Genomic DNA, 25,514 nt, shown 5'->3' on the forward strand with positions numbered 1-25,514 from the left:
GCATGTTTCGGACTGTTTTTCTGCTGGTTGTCTTTGCCTTCGCCGGCGCAAGCCTGCCCGCGCATGCGGCAAGCTTTGATTGCGCCAAGGCGTCGACCCCGTTCGAGCATGCGATCTGCGATCATCCCGACCTGTCGGCGGCCGACGACCGGCTGGCCAAAACTTATGAAACGGCGATCGGCGGACTTTCCGAAGCCGCGCTGGCCTCGGTGCGCGCTGACCAGCGCGCCTGGCTCGATTATGCGCAGCGGGCCTGCACCCAGGACGCCAAGCCCCTGACCGGCAGCGCGCGCTACGACGAGCGCGGGCTTGGGTGCCTGACCAGTACATTCGACACGCGCAGCAGCGTGCTCGAGGAAAGCCGCATGATCGACGGCAATCGGTTTTATCCGGTCGGTGAATATAGCGCCATGCCCGATCCTAATGAAACGGATACGCCTGACTCTAACTGGCCGGTTGCGACGCACGAGCTGAGCTATGTGCAACTCGATTCCGAGGAGAGCCATGCCGCAGCATTCAATGCCTTCGTCCAGCAAGAGGCGGAGAAGCTTTCGGGCGGCGGTGGCGATATCGCCGAGGATGACGCAAGCAGCGACATCGCCAATACCATCTCGGTCAAGGAAGTTGCCGGAACGGACCGGATTACGCTCGATGTCACCACATACTGGTATGGCCATGGCGCCGCTCACGGCAATGGGAGCGTGAGCTATCTTCACTATCTCATCGACGCGGGCCGGCCGATGGTGGCACGCGACCTCTTCGGCAAGAAAGGCTGGCAATCGGCCCTGCTCAAGCTCGCCCTGGAAGCGCTGAAGGCCGAGCACGGCGACAACCTGATGCTCGACGACGAAAGCTCGATCGCCGACGCCGTGGCCGATCCCGAGCGCTGGGATATTTCCAATCCCTATGGGCTCATCATCCAGTTCCAGCCCTATGAAATCGCCGCCTATGCCTATGGCGCACCGACTGCCACGATCAGCTGGGAAAAGCTGCAGCCCTATCTCGCGGAAACCGCGGATCAGGTTCGGTACTAGGAGCGCGGCATGAGCGAGATTCTTCATCACATGATCGCCTCCGGACCACGTCCGGTCGCGCCCTTCAGCCATGCCACCGAGGTCAATGGTTTTGTCTTCGTGACCGGGCAAATGCCAACAGACCCGACGGCGCCTGACGCGCCGCTGCCCGAGGGGATCGAAGCGCAGACGCGGCGCGTGGTCGAAAACCTGAAAGTGGTGCTGGGAGGGATCGGGCTGACGCTGGCCGATGTCACCATGGCGCGGATTTACCTGACTGAATTCGAGCGCGACTATGCCGCGCTCAATGCTCTCTGGCCGAGCTTTTTCGCGCCCGGAAAATTGCCGGCGCGGACGACCGTTGGCGTGACGGCGCTAGCGGTGGGTGCGCTGGTCGAAATCGATCTCGTGGCACGGCGCCCCTGACAGAGGCGTGCGCAAGGCCAATTCGTGTCTTGCAAATTCGGGACGAACTGCATCAACTGTGACACTCTTGCGATCGACGGGGAGGGTCGAGCGTGTCCATAGCCTTGCGCGTTACGCGCGTGATTGATGCGATCAGCTATTGGGTGGGGCTGGTGGCGGTTTGGCTGGTGCTGCTCTCGGCGCTGGTGAGCGCCTTCAATGCCATTTTCCGCTATTCGGTCAGCGCCATGATTTCGCTCGAACGCAGTGTTGGCGGCGGCGTCTTCGGCGGCATGGTCTGGATCTATACCCACTATTCCAACGTGCTCTCGGAAAGCGTCTGGTACATGTTCGGCGGCATGGTGATGCTCGGCGGCGCCTGGACGTTGAAGATGAACGAGCATGTGCGGGTCGACCTGCTCTATGGCTCGGTGAGCGAGCGCACACGCACCTGGATCGACCTTCTGGGCGGGCTTTTCTTTCTGATGCCGCTCTGCGTTCTCCTGATTTATTTCACCTGGCCCTGGTTCGTGCAGGCTTGGGTGCAAAATGTGACGTCGAACGCCGCAGGCGGTTTGCCGCGCTGGCCGGTGCGCCTGATGCTGCCGCTCGGCTTTGCGACGCTGATGCTGCAGGGCATTGCCGAGATCATCAAATGTATCCTGGCGCTGACCACCACTTATGTCCGCGAATTTGCCTATGAGAAGCCGGTGCAATGATCGATCTCTTGCGTGAGAACATGGCGCCGGTTCTTTTCGGGGGACTCGTCACCTTTCTGCTCATTGGCTATCCGGCGGCATTTTCGCTGGCGGCAGTGGGCCTTTTCGGCGGGCTGATCGCCATCGAGCTTGGGCTGATCGCGCCCAATTTTCTGGGCAATTTGACCTATCAGCTCTATGGCGTGCTTTCGAACGAGCTGTTGCTGGCCATTCCCTTCTTTACCTTCATGGGCGTCATCCTCGAAAAGAGCGGGCTGGCCGAGGATTTGCTCGACGGCTTTGGGCAGCTTTTTGGCGGCATTCGGGGAGGGCTCTCTTATGCCGTCATCATCGTTGGGGCGATCCTTGGCGCCATTACCGGGACGGTGGCGGCATCGGTGATCGCCATGGGCCTGATCTCGCTGCCCGTGATGATGCGCTATGGCTACAATGTACGGCACGCGACCGGCGTGATCGCGGCCTCAGGCACAATCACCCAGCTCATTCCGCCCTCGCTGGTGCTGATCGTCCTCGCCGACCAATTGCAGCGCTCGCCGGGCGAAATGTATATCGGGGCGACGGGCGCTTCGATCGTCCAGGTCCTGCTGTTCATGGGCTGGGTTTTCATTCTCTCCATCATCCGGCCCGAACATGTGCCGGCCTTGCCGCCGGAGGCGCGGACGCTCAAGGGCTGGCCGCTCTGGGCCAAGATTATTCGCGGCACGGTGCCGTCATTGGCGCTGATCTTTATCGTTCTGGGCACGATCTTGCTCGGTCTTGTGACGCCGACCGAAGCTGGAGCCATGGGCGTCGTCGGCGCCATGCTGCTGGCCTGGATGAACGGGCGGCTGCGCTGGGACGTGACCTGGGGTGGCATGGTCTCGACCATGCGCCTGACCGCGATGGTGGTCTTCATCCTCCTCGGGGCGCGCGTGTTCACGCTTGTGTTTCAGGGCGTAGGCGGTGGACACTGGATCGAGGAGCTTTTGTCCAACCTGCCTGGCGGGGTCGTCGGCTTCCTGATCTTCGTCAACATTTTCGTCTTTATCCTCGCCTTCTTTCTCGATTTTTTCGAGATCGCCTTCATCGTCATCCCGCTTCTGGCGCCTGTGGCGGAATCGCTCGGGATCGACCTTGTCTGGTTCGGCGTAATGATCTGCGCCAACATGCAGACGAGCTTCATGCACCCGCCGTTCGGCTTTGCGCTTTTTTATCTCCGGGGCATCGTGCCGCGGGACAAGGTCAAGACCTCCGACATTTACCTCGGGGCCATCCCCTGGCTGGTGCTACAATTGATCCTCGTGGGGATTTTGATCGCGTTCCCGCAGCTGGTGACGTTCTTTCTCGACAAGGGGCCCGAGGTCGACCTTAACAGCGTCGAGATCGTCCTGCCGCCTATGGGTGGAGGGGAGGGAACAAGCCCGACATTTACCGCGCCACCGCCACCGAGCTTTGGCGCGCCACCTGCCCCGGCATTCGAGACACCGCCGGCGCCGGTTTTCTAGGTGAGTGGAGGGCCCTCGGGGCGAGCCCGAGGGCGGACGTGCAGTCAGGGCGCCAGGCCCCCCCCCCGTAAATGAGGGAGGGGTAGTAGTGCCATAAACGTTAGAGCGTACCGGCGCGCTGCTGGCTCTGCATGAAGGCGTCGTAGTTGAGTTCCGCGATCTGGTTCCAGAGGTAGTGGTCCTTGCGGAAGGCCTTGATGGAGTCCCAGATTTTCTTGAAGTTCGGGCTCGAGGCTTCAAGCTCGGCATAGGTTTCGTTGGCGGCCTTGAAGCTGGCTTCCATGATTTCGGGGCTGAAGGGGCGCAACTGGGCGCCGGCGGCCACGAGCTTCTTGATCGCGGTGGGGTTCACGTAGTCATATTTGGCGAGCATGTCGGCGCTCGTTGCCTGGCAGGCGGTCTTGAGGAGCGACTGATAGGCAGGCGGCAGTTCTTCGAACTTGCCCTTGTTGATCAGCGCATGGACGGTCGGGCCGCCTTCCCACCAGCCGGGATAGTAGTAGTAGGGCGCAACCTTCTGGAAGCCGAGCTTTTCGTCGTCATATGGCCCGACCCATTCGGCGGCGTCGATCGTGCCCTTTTCCAGCGCGTTGTAGATTTCCCCGCCCGGCAGGGTCTGCGGGATGACGCCGAGCTTGGTCAGGATCGTGCCGGCGAAGCCGACGCGCATTTTGAGGCCCTGGAGATCGGCGACGGTGTTGATTTCCTTGCGGAACCAGCCACCCATCTGCGCCGCGGTATTGCCGCAGGGGAAGCCGACGATATTGTAGCTCGACAAGAACTCATTGGTGATATCGAGGCCGCCGCCGTAATAATACCAAGCGCTCATGCCGCGGGCATTGAGCGAGAACGGAATGGCGGCCATGGCAGCCCAGGCAACGTCCTTGCCCGAGAAATAATAGCCCACGGTATGGGCCATTTCGATCGTGCCCTCGGAAACGGGATCGACGACTTCAAAGGGTGGGACCAGTTCGCCGGCGGCGAAAACGTCGATGGTGAAATTGCCGTCCGAGGCTTCGCTCACATATTTGGCCAGCGTTTCGCCGCCGCCATAGATGGTATCGAGGCCCGGCGGGAACGACGACGCCAGGCGCCAGGATACTTTTGGCAGGCTCTGGGCAATGGCGGGCATGGCGAGGCCTGTCGAGGCGGCCACGGCGCCTGCGCCGACGGCACCGGCCTTGGTAAAGAATTTCCGACGATCCAATGTAGTTCTCCCTCGCTATGGAAGAGGCATCCTCCCGCCTGTTCCCCAAACGAGAATACACAGCGCTCAGAGCGAGTAAAGCATTCCTCTTGCTCTCGATTCAGGATTGATCGCAGCGCTTTGCGGCGCGGAACGTCTGGCGGGAGCGGGGTGGAAAATGCTAAGGCCTGCCCGAACGGCCGAGGAGAGCGCAATGTTCGTTGTGGGTGGGGAAAGTCTTGTCGATCTGGTGCCGGTTTCGGCAGAGCCCGGAGCCAAAATCCTGGCGCTCCCAGGTGGCTCGCCCTTTAACTGCGCGATCGCCCTCGCCAAGCTTGGCAACGAGACCGGCTTTCTCTGCCCTATCAGCCAGGATCAGTATGGCGACATGCTGCTCGAGCCGCTCGCCGAGGCAGGCGTCGCGGTGTTGATGAAAGAGCGCGTCAAGGAGCCGACGACCAAGGCAGTCATCACCTTCAACGCCAGGATGCAGGCAAGCTATGTCTTTGAGCGGGGCGCCGACCGGGCTTTTACCCGTGAGGGACTGATGGCGGCGCTGCCACAAAGCATCGAACTCTACCAGATCGGCGGCTTTGCGCCGATGCTCGCGGAGGATGCAGAAAAGTGGCTCCCGGTGGTCAAGGCGGCCATCGGCCGGGGGGCGACCATTTCCTTCGACATCAATGTGCGCAAGGTCGATGACGAGGACGGATATCGCCGCCGCCTCGCGGACTTTTTGGACCTCGCGCATATCATCAAACTTTCCGAAGAGGACCATGACTGGCTCGAGCCCGGCATGACGATCGAAGAGCATGCCAAGCTCCTGCTCGACCGGCCCAATTGCGAACTCGTTGTCGTAACGCTGGGCGAACACGGCTCGCGCGCTTTTTCCAATGTGGCCGAAGGCAAGGCTGGCATTTATTCGCCACCGGTTTTCGGTGACACGGTCGGCGCGGGCGACAGCCTGATGGCGGGTATTCTCACCTGGCTTCATGAAACAGGCGCGCTCAAGCTCGGAAAGCTCGGGCAGCTCGACCGGGCGGCGCTTGAAAAAACGCTGCGCTTTGGCGCCGTCGTCGCTGGCCTCAACTGCGCACAAAAAGGCTGCAAGCCGCCGACCCGCGCCGAAGTAGATGCGGTTCTGGCGAGCGGTTGATCGCTGGGGCTCAGCCCAAGCATCGACCGGCAACAAATAGCTTATTACTGAATCGCCCGATGTCGACTGTAGTCCCGCATCGAGCAATACCTGTGGGGCTAGACCGGCTTTTTCTGTTGTCGCTGAGCGAGGCGAAGGGGGAGCAACGAGCTGGCAGTTCCGCTGTTGACAGGCAGATCAAGCAGCACCGAAGCGTTTGGTGACAAATTGTTGGCGGTGCCAAGAGAGTGCAGCTTGGTCGAGGGCCAAGAGACTTTTCAGAACCAGCTTGCCTTTTGGATTGACCGTAGCCGCGAAGTCGGGTGTGGCGGCGAACAAATCGACCACAATCTGCATGTCTGGACCGATCGTCCAATAGAAAGATCTGAACAGCTCAGATGCTTCGCCATCAAGGAAAAGCAGATTGTTGACGTGCAGTGTTCCGCCGTCCTTCACGGGACGAATAAAGGTGGCAACGCCATTATCCGTCACGATGCCGGAAAAGCTGCAAACGCCTCTTTGATCCCGCTCGACCTGCGCCAGCACGCGGTCCAAGGTCTCGGATACGAAACTTGCGCGGAACGCGTCTTGTGCGTCTTTGATGCCTGTGACCTTTGAAATGATTTCTTCATAGAGATCATCGGCGATCTGATCGATTTTGGGCTCCGCCGGCGCATGACCCCTAAATGGTATGGGCTCCACGAATGGGCTTATGTTCTTGAGGTGAACATAGCTTTGCCCACCCTCATTGCTGAAGAAATCGACTTCGCCCAGGGCAACGTAACCCTCCGCAAAAGTCGGGCCCAGTTCCGCGAGGATCGCTAGCTCGCCGAGTCTATGGGAGAAATTTACCTCGTCGTCGAGCGTGCAAGTAAATGCGTGAGGACTGCCGGGTTCAGGCATCTCGCCAACCTGCGTGTAGACAACCAATTTGGACAAGGGGCGGTGCTCCGCGGCATCGGTTACCGTGGAGCATCATATATGGTTAGGCATAGCACGTACATGAATGTACGAGACCGAGTGTCCGGCTGCTTAAGCCTGGTATGCCCTGACATTCTGCTTCTGCTCACCGAGGCCTTCGATGCCGAGATGCATGACGTTGCCGGGTTTGAGCCACACTGGGTCGGGCTTGATGCCCATGCCGACGCCGGGTGGGGTGCCGGTGGTGATGATGTCGCCGGGCTGAAGGCTCATGAACTGGCTGACATAGGAGACGACTTTGGCGACGCCAAAGATCATCGTCTTGGTCGAGCCGTTCTGGTAGCGGTGGCCATCGACTTCGAGCCACATGGAAAGGTTCTGGGGATCAGGCACTTCGTCCTTGGTGACGAGCCAGGGGCCGATGGGCCCAAACGTGTCGGCGCCCTTGCCCTTGTCCCAAGTGCCGCCGCGCTCGGTCTGGAAGTGACGCTCGGAGACGTCGTTGCAGACGCAATAGCCGGCGACGTGGTCGAGCGCATCGGCTTCTTCGACATAGCGGGCTTCCTTGCCGATGACGACGGCGAGCTCGACTTCCCAATCGGGCTTGATGGCGTTTTTCGGGATGATGACATCGTCATTGGGGCCGATGATGGCGCTGGTGGCCTTCATGAAGATGATCGGCTCTTCCGGAATTTTTGCACCGGTCTCGGCGGCGTGGTCGGCATAGTTAAGCCCGATGCAGATGAATTTCCCAACATTGGCGACGCAAGGGCCGATGCGCTCGGACGCGTCGAGCTTGGGCAGGAGGTCGATATCCGTGCCGGCGATCTTGGCGAGGCCTTCGGGGAGCAGCGTTGAGCCGCCGATATCGCCGACCACGCCGGTGAGATCGCGGATCGAGCCATCCTGAGCAAGAATGGCGGGCTTTTCAGAGCCCTTGGGGCCGACGCGGAGCAGTTTCATTGACAAAAATCCTCTTGGGTGTCGCCTGTTGGTGGAGGCGGGTGTTCTTGATGTCGAGCGCGACTTTCGTTCGCCGCGGTAATCAGGCCTTGGGGCGGATGATGCCCTTTTTCAGGATAATATTGGCGTAGAGCCGGTGTTCGCCGGTCTGGACGACGGCGACGGCTTTCTTCGCGCGATCGTAGAAGGCAAAGCGTTCCACGGTCGAAAAGCTCTTGGCCGGTTCGTGGCGGCGGATGATCCCTTCGAAAGTGTCGTAAATGGGTTCGCGCTGCTCGGGATGATCGACCACGGCCATGCCGATGGCGGTTTCCTCGACGAATTCGTCCAGCGGCATGAGCGTCAGAATGGCATCGAGCATATCGGTGGCTGAGATGCCGTCGGCGCGATGGACGTTCGGCCCCAGGAATTCGGCCGGAAAATTGGCGTCGGCAATGACGATTTCATCGCCATGGCCCATGGCGCGGAGCGTGGCGAGAAGTTCGGGCCCCAAAATGGGCGGGATGAGCTTGAGCATGGTGTCTCCGAAGGTTCAGCCGAAAGGAAAATCGCCGTCGTCGAGCGCCACTTCGGCGCCGTCGGCGAACATGTGCGGGTGCTCGCGGGCGAAGGCAAAGAGCTCGACCATGACGGCATCGATATGGGCGCGTATCGCAGCAATGGCCTGGGGGGTGTCGCCAGCGACGATGCCATCGAGAATGGCCTGATGCTCGGCGATCGTAAGCGCGAGACGGCGCGGGGTGATGATGAGGCGGCGGGCGCGGTCGAGATTGGCGCGGGCCTTGTCGATGATGGCCTTTACCTTGGTCATCCGCATGGAGCGGAAGATGATGTCGTGAAAATCAATATCGATCTGGTGGAAGGTTTCGCTATCGTCGCGCGCGGCAGCGGCGCGTTGATCGGCCATATTGGCCTGCAGCGCGGCGATCAATTCGGCATCGTGTCGGCCGATGAGAACGCGGAGGGCTTCGCTCTCGAGGCCCTTGCGGATCAGCATATATTCGCGGACATCGGCGATGCGAACAAGCGAAACGGTCGAGCCGCGCTGGGGCGCAATGTCGACGAGGCCTTCTTCGGCGAGGCGCGCAAATGCTTCGCTGACGGGGAAGCGCGACACCTCGAAATGGGCGCATATACCTGCCTTATCCAGCACCGTGCCGGGCGGCAGCGCCAAGGTGACGATCGCCTGTCGCAAGGCCTGCGTCACCTCTGCAGTCACATTGCCGCGCGCCAGCGTCGCTGGCCGTGTCAAAAAAGAATAAGAACTTGTATGGTTGTTCATGCTAACATGTTAGTTAGTGCGCAGCCGTCCCGCAATGGCCCAATCTGACTGCGATGGGCCAAAGCGTAAAGCACCCGTTGAGACCTCTTTCTGCCGGAACGCCCCATGTCCGAAACCATGACCCGCCCGCAAGGCAAGACCCTGACGCTGAATGGCGCTGACAATATCGCCGTGGCGCTGGCCAATCTCGATCCCGGCACAGAGACGGCGCAGGGCGTTTCGATCGTCAAGCGCGTGCCGCGCGGGCATAAGTTTGCGACGCGGCCGATCGCGGCCGGCGAGGCCATTGTCAAATTCGGGCAGATCATCGGCTTTGCCAAGGACGGCATTCCGGCCGGTGATTGGGTGCATGAGCACAATTGCGGCATGGGCGGGCCGGACGGCACGCTCGAACATGATTATGCCTTTGCCGAAGGCGCGGTGCCGGTCGAATTTTTGACGGGGCCAGAACAAGCGACGTTCCAAGGCTATCGCCGGGCCAATGGCAAGGTCGGGACGCGCAACTATATCGGCATTCTGACATCGGTGAACTGCTCGGCGACCGTTGCCAAGTTCATGGCGCAGGCCATCAAGAATTCCGGCATTTTGGACGATTATCCCGAGATTGACGGCATAATTCCCTTCGTCCATGGCACCGGTTGCGCCATGGACAATCAGGGCGAAGGTTATCAGATCCTGCGACGCACGCAGTGGGGCTATACCGCCAATCCCAATCTTGGCGCGGCCCTCTTGGTCGGGCTTGGCTGCGAAGTGTTTCAGATCGAGCGGATGAAGCAGTCCTATGGGATGACCGAGACCGACACGTTCCAGACCATGACGATCCAGGAGATCGGCGGGACCAAGAAGATGATCGACTGGGGCGTCGAGCGCATCAAGGAAATGCTGCCGATCGCGGCGCGGGCCAAGCGCGAGACGGTGCCGGCTTCTGAGCTGACGCTGGCGCTGCAGTGCGGTGGATCGGATGGCTATTCGGGGATCACCGCCAATCCGGCGCTTGGCGTCGCGGCAGACCTTCTCGTGCGCAATGGCGGGACGGCAATCCTTTCGGAAACGCCCGAGATCTATGGTGCCGAGCACCTGCTCACCCGCCGCGCGGTCAGTCGGGAAGTGGGTGAAAAGCTGCTTTCGCGCATCAAGTGGTGGGAGGATTACACCCAGCGCAATGGTGGCGAGATGAACAATAATCCTTCGCCAGGCAACAAGGCGGGTGGGCTGACGACGATTCTCGAAAAGTCGCTCGGCGCGGCGGCCAAGGGCGGAACCTCACCGCTGACGGCGGTCTATGAATATGCCGAGCCAGTGACCGAGAAGGGTTTTGTGTTCATGGACACGCCGGGCTTCGATCCGGTTTCGGCGACGGGGCAGGTGGCTGGTGGGGCCAATATCCTGGCGTTCACCACCGGCCGCGGTTCGGCCTATGGCTGCAAGCCGGTGCCGTCGATCAAGCTCGCCACCAATTCCGAACTTTATGGCCGCATGACCGACGATATGGACGTCAATTGCGGGGATATCGTCGAGGGCATTTCCATCGAAGACAAGGGGCAGGAGATTTTCGATCTCATGCTGCGCGTTGCCTCGGGCGAACAGACGAAGTCGGAAAAGCTCGGCTATGGCGACAACGAGTTCGTGCCTTGGCAGGTCGGCGCGGTGATGTAGTCACCCGCCTTAGGGCAAACGATCGTCGGGGTGGTAGCGCGGGCGCTATCGCCCCGTTTCGTTTTCGATGGTGTCGGCATTGGGGTCGATACCGACACCGAAGGCATCGACGCGACCGATCGGGGCGGCTATCAGTTGCTCGAGCGGAAAGCTGTTGTCATTGGCGGCCACTGGCTGTTGCGGCGCGCTGATCAGCAGATCGGCGGCGCGCTGGGGCGCGCGGCTGATCGGAACAACGGCGCCAGCAACTTCGAGCAGACGTGTCTGGCCCTGGCCTTGATAAGGCGGGCGCAGCATGGCTGCGGCATCGGTGCCGAGGAGCGGATCTGAAACCGCCAGGGTAACGCCGCCACCGCGATAGAAGGTGCGGATAGACTGGCTGATATAGAAGGCAAGTTTATCGGCGCCAGCGGCTGAAAAATGGATGCCGTCGTCCTTGCGCATGCGGGCATTCTGGCCGTTCACGTCGGGGCCATAAGAGGAGTACTTACCATCCTCACCGAGAAACCTGTCATAGATATCGAGGAATTCGGCGCCACCGGAGAAGGCCGCCATCTTGTGAAGCGCGCTGATCTGGCTGATGGCGGCGGAGTATTCGCTCTTCGACATGGGCGGCAGGCCGACCCAGATGACGGGTTTGCGGGCGGCGCGCAACTGGCCGAGGAACTGATTGAGGCGCGCCTGATAGGCAGCGGTCCAGCCCGGAGTCAGGGAATTATAGCTCTGGCCGTCGACCTTGATCTCCTGGCGATCGTTGACGCCGATGACGACGACGGCGAGATCGAACGTGTCCTCGGCGATCTGCTCGCCGATGGCCTTGTTCCAATCAAAGTAATCTTCCCGGACGAAGCCCGATGAGCCGACGCCCTGGTCGATGACGACGAGGTTGGGGTCCTCGGCGTAGAAACGGTCGAGCGCTTTGGCAACGTCTACCGCGAGGGAATCGCCGAAGACGGCGAGGCGCGTAGCGCCTGGGGCTTTTTCGATCGTCGGCTTAGGCGGCGGCAAGGCTGCGGTGGGCTTGGGTGCTGCCCGTCGTGGCTGGGTCTGCTGCACCACCGGCGGGGGCGGCGCGGCTTGCGGCTCTTCGCCGAAAAGCACGTCGAAGAGGGTCCGGCGCTTTTGCGTCTGCGCGACATCGAAGCGTTCCCCACTTTGCGCAAAAGCCGGCGCAACCTCGATGGTGGCGAAGAGAGCGAGCAGCAGAAAGACGAAAACGCGCTTCATGGGTCGGTCCGAGTGGCCTCTTGGGTCTAGCAGACTGATGGCGGCAAGACCATGGCGCTCGCCACGCCGTTACTGGGCGGCAAGGGCATCATAGGCGGCGCGGGTAATGAAACCATCAGCAATCTCGCCGCGTGCCGCCTGGAAACGGGCATAAGCAGCCTGGGTGATGGGCCCGAGCCGGCCGTCGACGGCGCCATCGTATAGGTCGAGATTTTTGAGGGCCCGCTGCACGGCCTGCCGCTGAGCCAGATTGGGGAAAATGGTGTCGCGCGGCCAGGGCGTCGCAAAAGTGCCGGCGCCCTTCAGGCGGTCGGTCAGGTGGGCAACCGCCATGGCGTAGCTGTCGGAGAAGTTGTAGCCCTTGAGGACGAGATAATTGCCGGTCATCAGGAATTTGGGGCCGGTATGCCCCGCGGGAACATAGAGAAACACCGGAATGCGCGGATCGCTGAACGGCTTGCCGGAAACCCGGGCGATGCCGCGATCGGTAAAAAAGCTGATCGGACGGAGTTCATCGCGAGTGGCGAGAAGATAATCGAAATTTTGGGGCACACTGACCTCAAAGCCCCAATCGATGCCTGGCTGATAGCCGAGATCGCGGAGAAACTTGGCCGAGGTCGCCAGCGCGTCGGCCAGCGAATCGTGAAGGTCGATGCGTCCATCGGCATCTCCGTCACTGCCATGGGCTATGACATTGGTCGGATTGACCTGGAGATGTCCGATGGCACCGGCCCACGAGCCAATGGGCGAGGTGCCGCCATTACGCTCGGCGAGAATGAGGGCGGCGAAGAAATCGGCCTTGTCCTCCGCATATCGAGTCCGCTGCTGGAAGGTGACCGTTGCCAGCGAACGGACGATGGGACGGATGAGGTCGGTGTTCGAAAGGACCGCGCCATAGTCAGTTTCGATACCCCAGATGGCGCCGAGGAGATAGGGGTCGACGCCGTAGCGCTGGCCTATGGCGGAAAACAGCTGGGCGTTGCGTTCGAGCGCCGCCATGCCGCGATTGATGCGGGAGGAGTTGACGCGCGTGTCGATATAGTCCCAGACCGGCGTCGTAAACTCCGGCTGGGTTTCTACGAGATTGGGCACGCGCGGATCGGGCGTCAGTCCCGCGGTCAGGGCGTCATATGTGGCAGGATTGACGCCGCGCGCGACAGCCTCAGCCTTCAGCTCGGAAAGGAAGGCCGAAAAATTCGACTGCGCCAGCGCCGGATTGGTCATCAGGAGGACGATGAGGACGGCGAGCTGGCGCATGATCGAAAGGCCTCAGCGGTTGCGGGTCATGAGGTGACGTTCCCAGGCATAGGCAGTCTCGACGATTTCTTCGAGATCGTCGTGTTGCGGCACCCAGCCGAGGAGCGAGCGGACTTTCTCGCCAGTGGCGGTGATCGAGGCCGGATCGCCGGGGCGGCGCGGGCTTTCATCGGCGCGGAAATTGACGCCCGAGACCTTGCGGACTGTCTCGACCACTTCGCGCACGGAATAGCCCTGGCCATAGGCGCAGTTGAGCGTCGTGCTCTCGCCGCCGGCCCGCAAATGCTTGAGTAGCAGGGCATGGGCGGCGATCAGGTCTGTCACGTGAATATAGTCGCGTACGCAGGTTCCGTCGGGCGTTTCGTAATCGGTGCCGAAGAGATCCATCTTTTCGCGCTGGCCGAGGGCGGTCTGACAGGCAACCTTGATGAGGTGGGTGGCAAGCGGGGTCGACTGGCCCGAGCGCTTCTGCGGATCGGCGCCGGCGACGTTGAAATAACGGAGAACGCCGAAAGTCAGGGGATGAGCGGCCGCGACGTCGGCAAGCATCCACTCGGTCATGAGTTTTGAACGGCCATAGGGCGACATCGGGTTGAGCGGAGTATCCTCGACGACTGGCGCGAGGCCGGTCATGCCATAGACGGCGGCAGTCGAGGAAAAGATGAAGTGCTTGACGCCGCCCTTGACCGCGGCCTCGATCAGGTTGCGCGAGGTTGCGGTGTTGTTTGCGTAGTATTTGAGTGGATTGGTTACCGATTCGGGAACGACGATCGAGCCGGCGAAGTGAATTATTTCACTGATGGCGTATTTTTCGATGAGGCCGACGACGAAGTCGATATCGCCGGCATTGCCTTCGACAAAGCGGGCCCGGCCGTCGATGGCCCAGTCGAATCCGGTGATGAGATTGTCGAGGACGATGACGTCTTCGCCAGCATCAGTCAGGTTCAGAACCATGTGGCTGCCGATGTAACCTGCACCGCCGGTAACCAAAACTGCCATTTGTCCCTATCCAGTCGCTAAAACCTGTTGTTCTGCAACGCTATGTATCAGATGTTGCGCTGGAAGCCACAACACCTGCCAAACGAGATTAAAGGGATCCTCCGTGTCAAAGCGTGTGCGTACCGCCGTATTCCCCGTAGCGGGGCTGGGAACGCGTTTCCTGCCGGCCACCAAGGCCATGCCCAAGGAAATGCTGACCGTCGTCGATCGCCCCTTGATCCAGTATGCGGTGGATGAAGCGCGCGAAGCCGGGATCGAGCATTTTGTGTTCGTGACCGGCCGCAACAAGGGCGTGATCGAAGATCATTTCGACCGTCAGTTCGAGCTTGAGACGACCCTGGAGATGCGCGGCAAGACTGCAGCCCTCACCGAATTGCAGAAGGATCTGCCGTCGGCTGGGCGCACGAGCTTTACCCGCCAGCAGGAGCCTCTGGGCCTCGGCCATGCCGTTTGGTGCGCGCGCGATATCGTGGGCGACAATCCCTTTGCCTTGCTGCTCCCCGACATGCTGTTCAAGGGTGAGCCCGGCGTCTTGCGGCAGATGATGGACGCCTATGAAGAGACCGGCGGCAATGTCATTGCGGTGGAAGAAGTGCCGCATGACGAAGTTTCGTCCTATGGCGTCATCGGCCGCGGCGAAGGTCCCGATACGGGCTTTGAGCTGACCGAAATGGTTGAAAAGCCGAAGAAGGAAGAGGCGCCGTCCAATCTCATCATTTCGGGCCGCTACATCCTTCAGCCGGAAATCTTTTCGCTGCTCGCTGAGCAGACCAAGGGCGCCGGCGGGGAAATCCAGCTCACCGACGCCATGCAGACGCTGATGCATCGGCAGCATTTTACCGGCGTCAAATATGTCGGCCAGAGTTTTGACTGCGGCTCTAAGATCGGGTTCCTCAAGGCCAATGTCGTCTATGCGCTCGAGCGCGACGATATCGGCCCCGATTTCCGAAAGGAATTGAGCAAGCTCGGCCTTAGCGTCTAGCGCTTGAGGGTGATGCCCAGGCTCACCTGATGGGTCTGGGTATTGCCCGAAGACGTATCCGAATTGCCATAGCCATAATCGGCATTGAGACTGGTGTTGGCGCCGAGCGTGTAGTCGGCGCCAGCCCCTAGGCCGAGGCGCTTTTCGGTTGTGGCAGTGCCGACGAGCTCAGCATTGGACCATTCGGCAGAGGCGCGAAGCTGCAGCCAGGTGTTGACGGTGTATTGCGCATTGGCAAAGGCGGTGTGCTGCAGGCGCGCCGTGCCTGCCGAATCGGCGCCGGGCGGCGTCAGTTCGGTTTCGAGCCCAGCTGTCAGCTGAATCGTCGGATCGGGCCGATAGGTCACCTCGGCCGAATAGAGCTGGGCAGTGATTTCGCCGAGCTGGGTGGCGTCGAAGACGCGCTGACCGACGCCGACCGAGGCGCTGGCGGACCAGACGTCGTTCCAATCGGCAGCGATGCCGGTCCTGAGGGTACGATTGGTGGCGTTCGGATAGACGCCAAGGCTCGCGGTAGCAGTATCGAAGATGTCGCGCTCAACCGCGCCTTCGCCGAAAACCTCGAGGATCGGCGTGATCGGGTAGCCGAGACGCAGATTGGCGGAGCCGGCCCAGTAGTTCTGTTCGCTATTGTCGGTTAGTCCCGTATCGGTGCGGGCCGTCGGACCATAAACCACGCGCTTGATGCCAGCCCCAACGCCCAGGTTGAACCGGCCGAATTGCCGGTCTAAGCCGACATCGAGATTGCCGGAATAGACCTGGGGCGGGGTCGTGACGAAGGGCGAGAGGCCTGGCGTGCCCGGAAGGTCCTGGCTGAGGCTGAGATTGCCTTCGGCCTTTAAGCTGGTTTCAGGGTTGATCGGGGTCGAGGCGGAAAAGCCGATATTGGCCGACGTGACCGTCGGCATGTCGCCGCCGCCATTGGCGCTCTTGGCGATTTCAGCGCCACCGGTGACGACGAGGTCGGTGATGCTGCCCTGGTGCGTATAGGTAAACGACGGGGTCAGGCGCGCGACGAAGCTGCCCTCGCCATTGGAATTCTGATAGGTGCCGCGAAGGCCAACGGACCAATCGAGCGGCACGGTGTCGCTCGCACTTTCCGGCGAGACGGCGAATTCGGGCGGCACGGGCTGGGCGGGATAGACGCCTGAGCGGAGCCGATCGTTCTTGAGCACAAGATCAGGGTCCACGCCATGAGTGCCGGGATAAGTGGGGCGGAGGGGCTGGGTGCTGCCGGTCGTCGTTTCGTCGGTTGCCGCCGTGCTATCGCTGGTGGCTGGATCGGTGTTGAGCAGACGCGGCGCCGCATGGCCAGGCAGGGCGGCGCTGGCCATGAGGCCGGCAGCCAGGCCTATCGCCAGGGTCCGATGTCGCTCTAGAAAGGGCAAGCCGCGCTCCGTTGAGGGGACTCCGAAGAATGGATGCCCCGCGCGCGATCCTTTCAGCTTATGGTTAACGAACTCTTGAGGTGTGTGTCAGATTGCTTCGACGCGGAGAACCGCGCCATCGCTGCCGGTGATGCGAACCCGATGGCCAGCCGGCAGATCGGGTCCGGCAATGCGCCAGACGGTATCGCCAAGCGCCAGGCGACCAAAGCCACCGGCGATGGGCTGCTCGAGCACCGCTTCTTGCCCGATGAAGCGATCGGCACGGCGATTGAGATAGGGATTATCTGTACCGGAGGCGGGGCGCGACTTCATCCATCGCGTCCAGGCGAAGATGGCGACAAGGGCGATGACGCCGAAGATCAACCATTGCAAAGGCCAGGAGATCGGCTCGACGAGCACGATGAGGCCGGTGACGATGCCGGCGACGCCAAGCCAGAGCAGAAATCCGCCCGGCACGACGAGTTCGAGGGCAAGCAGGACCAGACCCGCGATGACCCAGGCCCATGGCATGTTGGCGGCGAGAAAATCGACGAGTGCCATGGCTGCGTCTCAGCTCGGATTGGGCTCGCGCGGGGACTGGCCGGCGACGGGCGGACGCGAGGCCGGCCGTGTCGGCTGGGCCTGGCGCGTCTCGCCACCGCCGAAAGTCTCGCGAGCGATTTCGGCAATGCCGCCGATGGCGCCGATGACGCTCGAGGCTTCGACCGGCAACATCAGCACCTTCTGGTTGGGCGAGGTGGCAAGCTTGCCGAGGGCGGCGATATAATTGTTGGCAACGAAATAATTGATGGCCTGGACGTTGCCGGCGGCGATGGCTTCGGAAACCATCTGCGTTGCCTTGGCTTCGGCTTCGGCAGCGCGTTCTCGTGCCTCGGCATCGCGGAAGGCAGCTTCGCGGCGGCCCTCGGCCTCGAGGACCTGAGCCTGCTTTTCACCTTCGGCCTTGAGGATGGCGGCCTGGCGGCTGCCTTCGGCTTCGAGAATGGTCGCGCGCTTTTCACGCTCGGCCTTCATCTGGCGGCCCATGGAATCGACGAGATCCTTTGGCGGGTCGATATCCTTGATCTCGATGCGCGTGATCTTGACGCCCCAGGGGGAGACCGCGGTGTCGACGACGCGCAGCAGGCGCTCGTTGATCTCATCGCGGTGGCTCAAGAGTTCGTCGAGATCCATCGAGCCCATGACCGTACGGATATTGGTCATGGTGAGATTGAGAATGGCGTTTTCGAGATTGGCGACCTCGTAGGCGGCCGCCGCTGCGTCGAGGATCTGGTAGAAGGTGACGCCATTGGCCGTGATCGAGGCGTTGTCGCGGGTGATGACTTCCTGGTGGGGAACGTCGAGCACCTGCTCCATGACGTTGATCTTCTTGCCGATCGTGTCGATGAACGGAACGATGAGGTTGAGGCCCGGCTTCAGGGTGCGCGTATATTTGCCGAAGCGCTCGATAGTGTAATTGTAGCCCTGCGGCACGGTCTTGGCGCCGGCGAAGAGCACCAGAATGAGCAGGACCGCGAGAAAGATCAGCGTAATGCTGAGCCCATCAAGACCAAAACCTTCAAATCCCATTCTTTCCACTCCGAAGATGTTCTGGTTTCTATCTATGAGTATAGGCTCGGTTAGGCAATCATAGACCGTCCTGGCCATGGCGCGGTTTTTTGGGGCAGGTGGCTGCCTTCGGTCTTGCGAGTTGTTCGATCTGGGCCTAACCCTTCAGCCCAACCGATCCATTCTTCTGTAGAGATGCTCATGCCGCAGGACGCAACCGCTATCCGCTCCATCCTGTCCCTGGCCCCGGTCGTGCCGGTCATCATCCTCGATGATGTTTCGCAGGCGCTGCCCTTGGCGGAGGCGCTGGTGGCCGGTGGGCTCCCTGTTCTGGAAGTGACGCTGCGGACGCCGAACGCGCTCAAGGTCATGGAAGAGATGGCCAAGGTTTCCGGCGCCATTGTCGGCTCCGGCACCGTGCGCAATGCCGCGCATATGAAGTCGTCGGTGGATGCCGGCTGTCGGTTTATGGTGTCGCCAGGGGCGTCGCCGCGACTGCTCGATGCGGCCGACGATATCGCCATCCCGCTGCTGCCGGGCATTGGCACGCCGACCGAAGCCATGGCGGCGGCGGAGCGGGGATATTCGTTCCTCAAATTCTTTCCGGCCGAGGCACTTGGCGGGGCGCCCGTGCTCAAGGCATTCGCCTCCCCGCTGCCCGACATCACCTTCTGCCCGACGGGCGGGATCGACGTGGTCAAGGCCAAGACCTATCTCAGCCTGCCCAACGTGATCTGTGTCGGCGGTAGCTGGATCATGCCGGCCGATGCGCTGGCGAGCGGCGACTTCGCCCGCATCGAAGCGCTCGCCAAGGAAGCGAGCGCGCTCAGGGCCTGAGTGCAGACTAGGTAAGCCACGATCGGCACCCTCCCCCTTACGGGGAGGGTTGGGGAGGAGGATGGTGGGCAAGGAGCTGCGGAAAAAACTCAGAGCCCGGCCAACCGTGCCAGAAGTTCGGTTCTGGCGCCTCATTCATCCTCTTCGCACGCAAGGCTGGCACTTTCGCAAGCAGGTCCAGCTGGGCAACCATTACGTCGATCTTGCCTGTTTGCAGGCAGGGCTCGTCGTGGAAATCGATGGCGATCGCCACGGAGCTGAGCTCGCCTTTCGTAATGATGCAACTCGCGACCAATATCTGCAGGAGCGTGGATTTTTTGTCCTGCGTTCCAGCAATGAAGATGTGCTGGCCAATCCTGAAGGCGTTTACCAGTTGCTCGCTGCCGCACTTGAGGGCCGTCAAAGCAATCTTCGCGCGAGCCCCCCTCCCCAGCCCTCCTCGCAAGGGGGAGGGTGTCAGATCGAGTCTGGGGCACTATCTCGATCCATTCCGCCGTTTTCGGAGAGGGACTGATGAGCGTTACCAATTCCGGTCTCGGTCACCTCCGCATTGTGCTTTCCGACAAAGCCTATATCGGACCCGGGCGGGCGGATCTGCTCGAGGGCATTGCGGCGACCGGCTCGATCTCGGCGGCCGGTAAGGCCATGGGGATGAGCTATAAGCGGGCCTGGAGCTTGGTGCAGGCGCTTAATGAGGGATTTGGTCGGCCTTTGGTCGATACTGTCCGGGGCGGTGCGGGGCAGGGTGGGGCGGTGCTGACGCCGCTCGGACAAGAGGTGCTCCGACGCTATCGGGCGATGCAGGTCGCCACTGAAGCGGCGATTGCCAGCGATGTCGCGGCCCTCCGCGCAGCAATATCCGATATTTCCGTATAAACATATCGCTTGCGCCTTGGATATGTTTCCGCCATCGATATGGCCGATCGAACATATCGGAGGCTTCCTTGTCCCGTCTGCTGCTTTCTCTTGCCGTTATCGCCGCCACTGCAACGCCGGCCTTTGCTGAAACCGTCAATGTCGCGGTGGCAGCCAATTTCACCGCTGTCGCCGAAGAGCTGAAAACGCTGTTCGAGGCCAAGGGCGAGCATCGGGTGGACCTGAGCTTTGGCGCGACGGGGCAGCTTTACACGCAGATCACGCAGGCGGCGCCATTCGGCGTTTTCCTCGCCGCCGACGATACGCGCCCGCAAAAAGCAATCGAAGAAGGCTTTGGGGTTGCTGGTACGGCTTTCATCTATGCCGAGGGGCAGTTGGCGCTTTATGGACCGGGCCGCGATCTCAGCGACGGCGAAGCGGCGCTCAAGGAGAACTTCAACAAGCTCGCCATCGCAGATCCTGAGGCAGCGCCCTATGGCAAGGCCGCAATCGAAACGCTGACGGCGCTTGGCCTTCTCGATATGCTGACGCCCAAGCTCGTCCAAGGCGAGAATATCTCGCAAACGCTGCAGTTCATCGAAAGCGGCAATGCCGAACTTGGTTTTGTGGCCGCAAGCCAGATTCTTGGCAACGCCGATCAATGGATCGTGCCGGCCAAGTTGCACGAACCGATTGCACAGGGTGCGGTGCTGCTCAAGGAAGGCGAGAACAATCCGGCGGCCATCGCTTTTCTCGACTTCCTCAAATCGGACGAGGCCGTGTCGGTCATCGAGGCGGCGGGCTATAGCGTCCCGTAATGGATTGGACGACGCTACTTTCCCCGATCGCTTTGACGCTTGGCCTTGCGCTGAGCGTCACGCTTGCCTTGCTGGTCATTGCCACGCCCATCGCCTGGTGGCTAGCGCATGGACGCTCGGTGGGCAAGGAAGTGGTGGGGGCTGTGGTGACGCTGCCGCTCGTCTTGCCGCCTACCGTTCTCGGCTTCTATCTGCTTCTGACGCTTGGGCCGAATGGGCCTGGCGGCTGGATTGCAGGATTGTGGGGCGCTCGGACAATGGCCTTTTCCTTTGGCGGGCTGGTCATCGGGGCTGGCGTCGCCTCGCTTCCCTTCATGGTGCAGCCGCTGCGCAATGCCTTTGCGAGCATCGAAGCGGAAGTGTTGGAGGTGGCCGAAACGCTTGGCGCGACGTCATGGCAGCGGTTCTTTCGCGTGGCACTGCCTCTGGCCATGCCCGGCTATCTCGTTGGGGCGATCATGACCTTTGCGCATACGATGGGCGAATTCGGGGTGGTGCTGATGATCGGCGGCAATATTCCAGGCGAGACCAAGGTGCTCTCGATCGCCATCTACGACTTCGTCGAGCGCCTGCAATGGGAGCGGGCGCATGTCTTGGCGGGGGGGATGGTGGTGTTCGCGTTTCTCGTGATTTTCGCGACCATGATTGTCGGAAGGAGAGAGCGGACTGCGTGAGCGGCAGGGCCCACCCACCAGCCAGATCGGGTCCTTGCCGGCTCAAGTTTTGCCACTCACTCGGATTGCCCCGACAGACTCCTTGAAGACTAACATGTTAGTTGCTAGAGCAGGTCGAACATGTCTCTCGGAGTTCGGCAATGCCCGCTATCGACAAGATCCTGACCGTTGACGAAATGATGCGGGTGGCGCGTCGGCGGGTGCCGAAAATGTTCTTCGAATATGCCGATAGCGGCTCTTACACCGAGAGCACCTACCACGATAACGAGAGCGACTTTCAAAAGATCAAGCTCAAGCAGAAGGTTGCGGTGAACCTCGAAGGGCGCAACCTCAAGACAACGATGCTGGGCAAGGAAATCACCATGCCCGTCGCGATCGCCCCGGCGGCCACCGGCGGCATGCAGACGGCAGATGGTGAGATCAAGGCGGCAAGGGCGGCGCAAAAATTCGGTATTCCCTTTGCGCTCTCGACCATGAGCGTCTGTTCGATCGAGGATGTGGCGGAGAACACGACGGCGCCCTTCTGGTTTCAGCTCTACGTCATGCGCGACCGCGATTTCATCAATCGCCTGATCGATCGCGCCAAGGCCGCGAAGTGTTCAGCGCTTGTGCTGACGATGGACCTGCAGATCCTCGGGCAGCGGCACAAGGACATCAAGAATGGCCTTTCGACGCCGCCCAAATTCACGCCCTATTCGATCTGGCAAATGATGCAGCACCCTCTTTGGTGTGCGCGCATGCTTGGCACCAAACGTCATACGTTCCGCAATATCGTGGGCCATGTGAGCGGGGATCACGATCTTGCCTCGCTTTCGGCCTGGACCGCGAGCCAGTTCGACCCGACGCTCAATTGGGGCGACGTGCGCTGGATCAAGGAGCGGTTCGGCGGGCCGGTGATCGTCAAGGGCGTGCTTGACCCCGATGATGCGCAGGCCGCGGTCGACAATGGCGCTGACGCGATTGTCGTCTCCAACCATGGCGGGCGTCAGCTCGACGGCGCGCCATCATCGATCCGCGTCTTGCCCGAGATCGTCGACCGGGTCGGCAACAGGACCGAGGTCTATCTCGATAGCGGCATTCGCTCGGGCCAGGATGTGCTGAAGGCGCTCGCTTATGGCGCCAAGTCGACCTTTATCGGAAGGCCGATGCTCTATGGGCTCGGTGCGGGCGGCGAAGAGGGCGTGACGCGGGTGCTCGAGATCATTCGCAAGGAGCTTGACACGACCATGGCGCTTTGCGGCGAACGGGACATTCTCAATGTCGGGCTGCACAATATCTATTCGAACGACATTCCGCCGCGCAACGCGCCTAAGCCGCGCCTTTAGACGTCAGCTTTCTTCGCGCTGATCCTCGATGCCGTGGGTCAGTGTCCTTCGGCGGCGATCGGGCCCCGCATATTCGGGCGCTTCGATAAACTCGCGCGGATTGATGTCGAGGCTGGCGATGCGCTTTTGCAGGTCAGCGGCCGAAAAGGGCTTTTTCAGAAATTCGCTGACGCCGGCATCACGCGCCGTGGCGATGCGGCTGATATCGGGGGCAGCCGACATCATGATCACCGAGGTTGTGCGATTGGGGCAGTCGAAATCGGTTCGCAACTGCCGGACCAATTCGATGGCGCCCGGCGGGCCGATGGCGTCGTCGATGACAATGAGGCTGTGCGAGCGCGCATTGAGCACGGCAACCAGGTCCTTGGCCGTCGTCACTTCGGTGACCATGCGATGGCCGATGCCACGCATCATGGCAGCGATCAGCGCGGCCATGTTCTCCATCGGATCGGCAATGACGACGCCGCGCTTGAGGATCGTGTTCACTAAAAGCCCCCTTGAACCGGCAAAATCCTAGCGCCGAAGGCTGACTTGCCGGTTAATGGGCATCTTCCGCAAGGTCTTCGCGCATGGGAAAACTCTTTGCCGGGCGCGTTGACAGGGGCGGTCTATTTCCCTATGAAGAGCGCAGTTTTCGGGCGCCTTGGCGCCCCTTTTGTTTGACCAGGGAATAAGACGATGAAGGTAACCAACTCGCTGAAGGCGTTGATGACGCGCCACCGCGCGAACAAGCTCGTCCGCCGTCGCGGGCGCGTCTACATCATCAACAAGGTGGACAAGCGCTTCAAGGCCCGCCAGGGCTGAGCTGTGCGAGACACGCGTTCTTGAGCAAAGCCCGCTTTCGAGCGGGCTTTGTGCTTTTTGGGCGGAGACAATGCCGTGCGCCGATCCCATACGATTGCGACCCAGATCGACTATCCCTACGAGGCGGCTTACCGCTATCTCGCCGATCCAGCCAGTTATGCGCAGTGGGCCGCGATCGAGCCTGGTTCGTTTCATCCGCTCGATAATGGCGACTGGACGGGAGAAACGCGCTTTGGAGGATTGCGGCATATCCGGTTCACCCCGCCTAATGACTACGGCGTGCTCGACCACGCCATTTTCGTTCCTGGCGAAGCCTTGCTGTGGACCCCGATGCGGGTTGTGCCCAATGAAGAAGGGACCGAGCTGCTTTTCACGTTCCTCGCCCGCCCGGGCATGAGCGAGGACATGTTCGATTCAGCCATTGAGTGGATCACCACCGACTTTCTGATGCTCAAGTCCATCCTCGAGGCGCGGCGCCGCTAGGGCTATGGGCGGAAAAGAAAAGGCCCGCAGATGCGGGCCTTGTCCTAAGCGAGGTTTCTTTGCGGGCCTCAACTCGAGCCGGCACCGTCCTGGCGGACGAAGGCGATGCGCAGCATATTGGTCGCGCCGGGCGTGCCGAGGGGAATGCCGGCGGTGATGGCGATGCGGTCGCCGGGGCGGGCAAAGCCTTCCTGATAAGCGATGACGCAGGCGCGATCGACCATGTCTTCAAGGCTGACGGCATCTTCGGTCTGCACGCAATGGACGCCCCAGACGACCGACATGCGGCGGATGGTGCGCTGATTGGGCGAGAGCACGATGATGGGCTTCGAGGGCCGTTCGCGGGCGGCACGGATGCCGGTCGAGCCGGACGCCGTATAGGTGACGATGGCAGCCAGATCGAGCGTTTCGGCCACCTGGCGGGTCGCGGCGGAAATAGCGTCGGCGGCGGTCGCTTCCGGCTCGGTCTGGGCGGCGCGGATGATGTTGCGGTAATTGGCATCGCTTTCGACGGCGACGGCCACCTTATTCATCGTGGTGACGGCTTCGACCGGATATTGACCCGAAGCGGATTCGGCTGACAGCATGACCGCGTCGGCGCCTTCGAAGACGGCGATCGAAACGTCTGAAACTTCGGCGCGGGTCGGAACCGGCGACGTGATCATCGATTCGAGCATCTGCGTTGCAACGATCACCGGCTTGCCATAGCGGCGGCACATGCGGATCATGCGCTTTTGGAGGCCCGGGACCGTTTCGAGCGGCAGTTCGACGCCGAGGTCGCCACGGGCGACCATGACGGCGTCCGAGAGCTTGACGATCTCTTCGAGACGATCGATGGCCTGGGGCTTTTCGATCTTGGCCATGACGCCGGCACGACCCTGGACGATCTTGCGCACGTCGATGATGTCTTCAGGGCGCTGCACGAAGGAAAGCGCGATCCAATCGGCTTCGGCCTTGAGGCCTTCGAGAAGATCGGCGTGATCCTTTTCGGTCAGGGCGCCGGTGGGCAGGAGCGTGTCGGGGAGGGAGACACCCTTCTTGTCCGACAGCTTGCCGCCATAGATGACTTCGGTTTCGATGGTGCCGCCGCCGACCTTGGTGGCCTTGAGCTGGAGCTTGCCATCGTCGAGCAGCAGGCGATCGCCCACTGACACGCTTTCGATGATTTCCGGATGCGGAAGATAGACGCGCTCGGAGTTGCCGTTGTCGTTCTTGTCGCTGTCGAGGATGAATTTCTGGCCGGCGACGAGATTGATCGAGCCTTCGGCGAACTTCCAGACGCGGAGCTTTGGGCCCTGGAGGTCGACGAGGATGCCAAGCGGATGCTTGAGCCGGGCTTCGACATTTCGGATGCGCGCCACGGTCTGGTGCAGAAGCTCGTGGCTGGCATGGCTCATGTTGATGCGGAAGACGTCCGCACCGGCCTTTGCCAGCTCCTCGATCATCTTCTCCTCGTTGCTTGCAGGCCCGAGGGTGGCGAGGATCTTTGCGCGTCTGATCCGTCTCATGGCGATTCCGTGCTCTGTGTCTCTGGCGGTGGGGGCGGCGGGAGG

The 25,514-nt window shown here is 61.3% G+C and carries 28 protein-coding genes; 15 read left to right on the forward strand and 13 right to left on the reverse strand.

The window, feature by feature from the left end; all coding sequences use genetic code 11:
- The first annotated feature begins 2 nt into the window (after positions 1-2).
- From VW35_RS20740 to VW35_RS16215, 4 genes are all read left to right on the forward strand, one after another.
- The gene (locus VW35_RS20740; protein ID WP_052951802.1) at positions 3-1,034 is read left to right on the forward strand and encodes a DUF3298 domain-containing protein; all 1,032 of its coding nucleotides are present in this window, start codon (positions 3-5) and stop codon (positions 1,032-1,034) included.
- A gap of 18 nt (positions 1,035-1,052) precedes the next feature.
- On the forward strand, positions 1,053-1,439 hold the full coding sequence (locus tag VW35_RS16205; protein WP_200896908.1) for a RidA family protein: 387 nt from the start codon (positions 1,053-1,055) through the stop codon (positions 1,437-1,439).
- Positions 1,440-1,531: 92 nt separating this feature from the next.
- The gene (locus VW35_RS16210; RefSeq protein ID WP_046144138.1) at positions 1,532-2,137 is read left to right on the forward strand and encodes a TRAP transporter small permease subunit; all 606 of its coding nucleotides are present in this window, start codon (positions 1,532-1,534) and stop codon (positions 2,135-2,137) included.
- On the forward strand, positions 2,134-3,621 hold the full coding sequence (locus VW35_RS16215) for a TRAP transporter large permease (protein ID WP_046144139.1): 1,488 nt from the start codon (positions 2,134-2,136) through the stop codon (positions 3,619-3,621). Before VW35_RS16210 ends, VW35_RS16215 begins: the two co-directional genes overlap by 4 nt.
- Positions 3,622-3,721: 100 nt before the next feature.
- Here VW35_RS16215 and VW35_RS16220 read toward each other — a convergent pair whose 3' ends face one another.
- The gene (locus VW35_RS16220; protein WP_046144140.1) at positions 3,722-4,828 is read right to left on the reverse strand and encodes a TRAP transporter substrate-binding protein; all 1,107 of its coding nucleotides are present in this window, start codon (positions 4,826-4,828) and stop codon (positions 3,722-3,724) included.
- Positions 4,829-5,021: 193 nt separating this feature from the next.
- Between VW35_RS16220 and VW35_RS16225 the strand changes: the two genes are divergently transcribed.
- Complete coding sequence (locus tag VW35_RS16225; RefSeq protein ID WP_046144141.1) at positions 5,022-5,963, forward strand: PfkB family carbohydrate kinase; 942 nt, start codon at positions 5,022-5,024, stop codon at positions 5,961-5,963.
- A gap of 177 nt (positions 5,964-6,140) precedes the next feature.
- Here VW35_RS16225 and VW35_RS16230 read toward each other — a convergent pair whose 3' ends face one another.
- The 4 genes from VW35_RS16230 to VW35_RS16245 all read right to left on the reverse strand — a co-directional run bounded on the left by VW35_RS16230 (position 6,141) and on the right by VW35_RS16245 (position 9,108).
- Entirely contained in the window at positions 6,141-6,881 is a 741-nt protein-coding gene (locus VW35_RS16230; RefSeq protein ID WP_152662629.1) for a hypothetical protein, read from the reverse strand.
- Positions 6,882-6,974: 93 nt separating this feature from the next.
- Positions 6,975-7,826 (reverse strand): fumarylacetoacetate hydrolase family protein, encoded by an 852-nt coding sequence (locus VW35_RS16235; RefSeq protein WP_046144143.1) that lies wholly within the window; start codon positions 7,824-7,826, stop codon positions 6,975-6,977.
- Between the two features lie 82 nt (positions 7,827-7,908).
- Complete coding sequence (locus tag VW35_RS16240; RefSeq protein WP_046144144.1) at positions 7,909-8,343, reverse strand: RbsD/FucU family protein; 435 nt, start codon at positions 8,341-8,343, stop codon at positions 7,909-7,911.
- Positions 8,344-8,358: 15 nt separating this feature from the next.
- Complete coding sequence (locus VW35_RS16245) at positions 8,359-9,108, reverse strand: GntR family transcriptional regulator (protein WP_046144145.1); 750 nt, start codon at positions 9,106-9,108, stop codon at positions 8,359-8,361.
- 105 nt (positions 9,109-9,213) lie between these two features.
- On the opposite strand from VW35_RS16245, the gene VW35_RS16250 reads away from it, so the two are divergent.
- The gene (locus VW35_RS16250) at positions 9,214-10,764 is read left to right on the forward strand and encodes a UxaA family hydrolase (RefSeq protein WP_425283792.1); all 1,551 of its coding nucleotides are present in this window, start codon (positions 9,214-9,216) and stop codon (positions 10,762-10,764) included.
- 45 nt (positions 10,765-10,809) lie between these two features.
- Here VW35_RS16250 and VW35_RS16255 read toward each other — a convergent pair whose 3' ends face one another.
- From VW35_RS16255 to galE, 3 genes are all read right to left on the reverse strand, one after another.
- Positions 10,810-11,991 carry an SGNH/GDSL hydrolase family protein gene (locus VW35_RS16255; RefSeq protein ID WP_046144146.1) on the reverse strand — a complete coding sequence of 394 codons (1,182 nt, stop codon included), beginning with the start codon at positions 11,989-11,991 and terminating at the stop codon, positions 10,810-10,812.
- Positions 11,992-12,060: 69 nt separating this feature from the next.
- Positions 12,061-13,248, reverse strand: a complete 1,188-nt coding sequence (locus tag VW35_RS16260) for a lytic murein transglycosylase (protein WP_046144147.1) — start codon at positions 13,246-13,248, stop codon at positions 12,061-12,063.
- 12 nt (positions 13,249-13,260) lie between these two features.
- Entirely contained in the window at positions 13,261-14,247 is a 987-nt protein-coding gene (galE, locus tag VW35_RS16265; protein ID WP_046144148.1) for a UDP-glucose 4-epimerase GalE, read from the reverse strand.
- Between the two features lie 103 nt (positions 14,248-14,350).
- Here galE and galU point away from each other — a divergent pair, with 103 nt between their 5' ends.
- Positions 14,351-15,229, forward strand: coding sequence for a UTP--glucose-1-phosphate uridylyltransferase GalU (gene galU / locus VW35_RS16270; RefSeq protein ID WP_046144149.1), 879 nt, complete (start codon positions 14,351-14,353; stop codon positions 15,227-15,229).
- On the opposite strand, the gene VW35_RS16275 is transcribed toward galU, so the two are convergent.
- The 3 genes from VW35_RS16275 to VW35_RS16285 all read right to left on the reverse strand — a co-directional run bounded on the left by VW35_RS16275 (position 15,226) and on the right by VW35_RS16285 (position 18,186).
- A complete protein-coding gene (locus VW35_RS16275) occupies positions 15,226-16,617 on the reverse strand; it encodes an outer membrane beta-barrel protein (protein ID WP_152662630.1) in 1,392 nt (463 codons plus the stop codon). The two genes, galU and VW35_RS16275, sit on opposite strands and share 4 nt — an antisense overlap.
- Positions 16,618-16,704: 87 nt before the next feature.
- Complete coding sequence (locus tag VW35_RS16280) at positions 16,705-17,157, reverse strand: NfeD family protein (RefSeq protein WP_244465930.1); 453 nt, start codon at positions 17,155-17,157, stop codon at positions 16,705-16,707.
- A 9-nt stretch (positions 17,158-17,166) separates the two neighbouring features.
- Positions 17,167-18,186, reverse strand: a complete 1,020-nt coding sequence (locus VW35_RS16285; protein WP_046144151.1) for an SPFH domain-containing protein — start codon at positions 18,184-18,186, stop codon at positions 17,167-17,169.
- Between the two features lie 180 nt (positions 18,187-18,366).
- Between VW35_RS16285 and eda the strand changes: the two genes are divergently transcribed.
- The 6 genes from eda to VW35_RS16315 all read left to right on the forward strand — a co-directional run bounded on the left by eda (position 18,367) and on the right by VW35_RS16315 (position 22,674).
- Positions 18,367-19,002 (forward strand): bifunctional 4-hydroxy-2-oxoglutarate aldolase/2-dehydro-3-deoxy-phosphogluconate aldolase, encoded by a 636-nt coding sequence (eda, locus tag VW35_RS16290; protein ID WP_200896907.1) that lies wholly within the window; start codon positions 18,367-18,369, stop codon positions 19,000-19,002.
- A 61-nt stretch (positions 19,003-19,063) separates the two neighbouring features.
- Entirely contained in the window at positions 19,064-19,516 is a 453-nt protein-coding gene (locus VW35_RS22325; protein ID WP_425283793.1) for an endonuclease domain-containing protein, read from the forward strand.
- A complete protein-coding gene (locus tag VW35_RS16300) occupies positions 19,516-19,878 on the forward strand; it encodes a winged helix-turn-helix domain-containing protein (RefSeq protein WP_046144154.1) in 363 nt (120 codons plus the stop codon). The genes VW35_RS22325 and VW35_RS16300 overlap by 1 nt, the downstream gene beginning before the upstream one ends.
- A 68-nt stretch (positions 19,879-19,946) precedes the next feature.
- Complete coding sequence (modA, locus tag VW35_RS16305) at positions 19,947-20,675, forward strand: molybdate ABC transporter substrate-binding protein (RefSeq protein WP_046144155.1); 729 nt, start codon at positions 19,947-19,949, stop codon at positions 20,673-20,675.
- Positions 20,675-21,349, forward strand: coding sequence for a molybdate ABC transporter permease subunit (gene modB / locus VW35_RS16310; protein WP_046144156.1), 675 nt, complete (start codon positions 20,675-20,677; stop codon positions 21,347-21,349). The genes modA and modB overlap by 1 nt, the downstream gene beginning before the upstream one ends.
- Positions 21,350-21,489: 140 nt before the next feature.
- Positions 21,490-22,674, forward strand: a complete 1,185-nt coding sequence (locus VW35_RS16315; protein ID WP_046144157.1) for an alpha-hydroxy acid oxidase — start codon at positions 21,490-21,492, stop codon at positions 22,672-22,674.
- Positions 22,675-22,677: 3 nt separating this feature from the next.
- On the opposite strand, the gene VW35_RS20745 is transcribed toward VW35_RS16315, so the two are convergent.
- A complete protein-coding gene (locus VW35_RS20745) occupies positions 22,678-23,160 on the reverse strand; it encodes a response regulator (protein WP_052951804.1) in 483 nt (160 codons plus the stop codon).
- 192 nt (positions 23,161-23,352) lie between these two features.
- On the opposite strand from VW35_RS20745, the gene ykgO reads away from it, so the two are divergent.
- Both ykgO and VW35_RS16330 read left to right on the forward strand, forming a co-directional pair.
- Positions 23,353-23,478 carry a type B 50S ribosomal protein L36 gene (ykgO, locus tag VW35_RS16325; protein WP_046144158.1) on the forward strand — a complete coding sequence of 42 codons (126 nt, stop codon included), beginning with the start codon at positions 23,353-23,355 and terminating at the stop codon, positions 23,476-23,478.
- A gap of 75 nt (positions 23,479-23,553) precedes the next feature.
- Positions 23,554-23,961 carry an SRPBCC family protein gene (locus VW35_RS16330; protein ID WP_046144172.1) on the forward strand — a complete coding sequence of 136 codons (408 nt, stop codon included), beginning with the start codon at positions 23,554-23,556 and terminating at the stop codon, positions 23,959-23,961.
- A 68-nt stretch (positions 23,962-24,029) separates the two neighbouring features.
- Here the strand turns inward: VW35_RS16330 and pyk are convergent, their stop codons facing one another.
- Positions 24,030-25,469, reverse strand: a complete 1,440-nt coding sequence (gene pyk, locus VW35_RS16335) for a pyruvate kinase (RefSeq protein WP_046144159.1) — start codon at positions 25,467-25,469, stop codon at positions 24,030-24,032.
- Between the last annotated feature and the right edge of the window lie 45 nt (positions 25,470-25,514).

The organism is Devosia soli (genome assembly GCF_000970455.1).
Classification (GTDB): Bacteria; Pseudomonadota; Alphaproteobacteria; order Rhizobiales; family Devosiaceae; genus Devosia; species Devosia soli.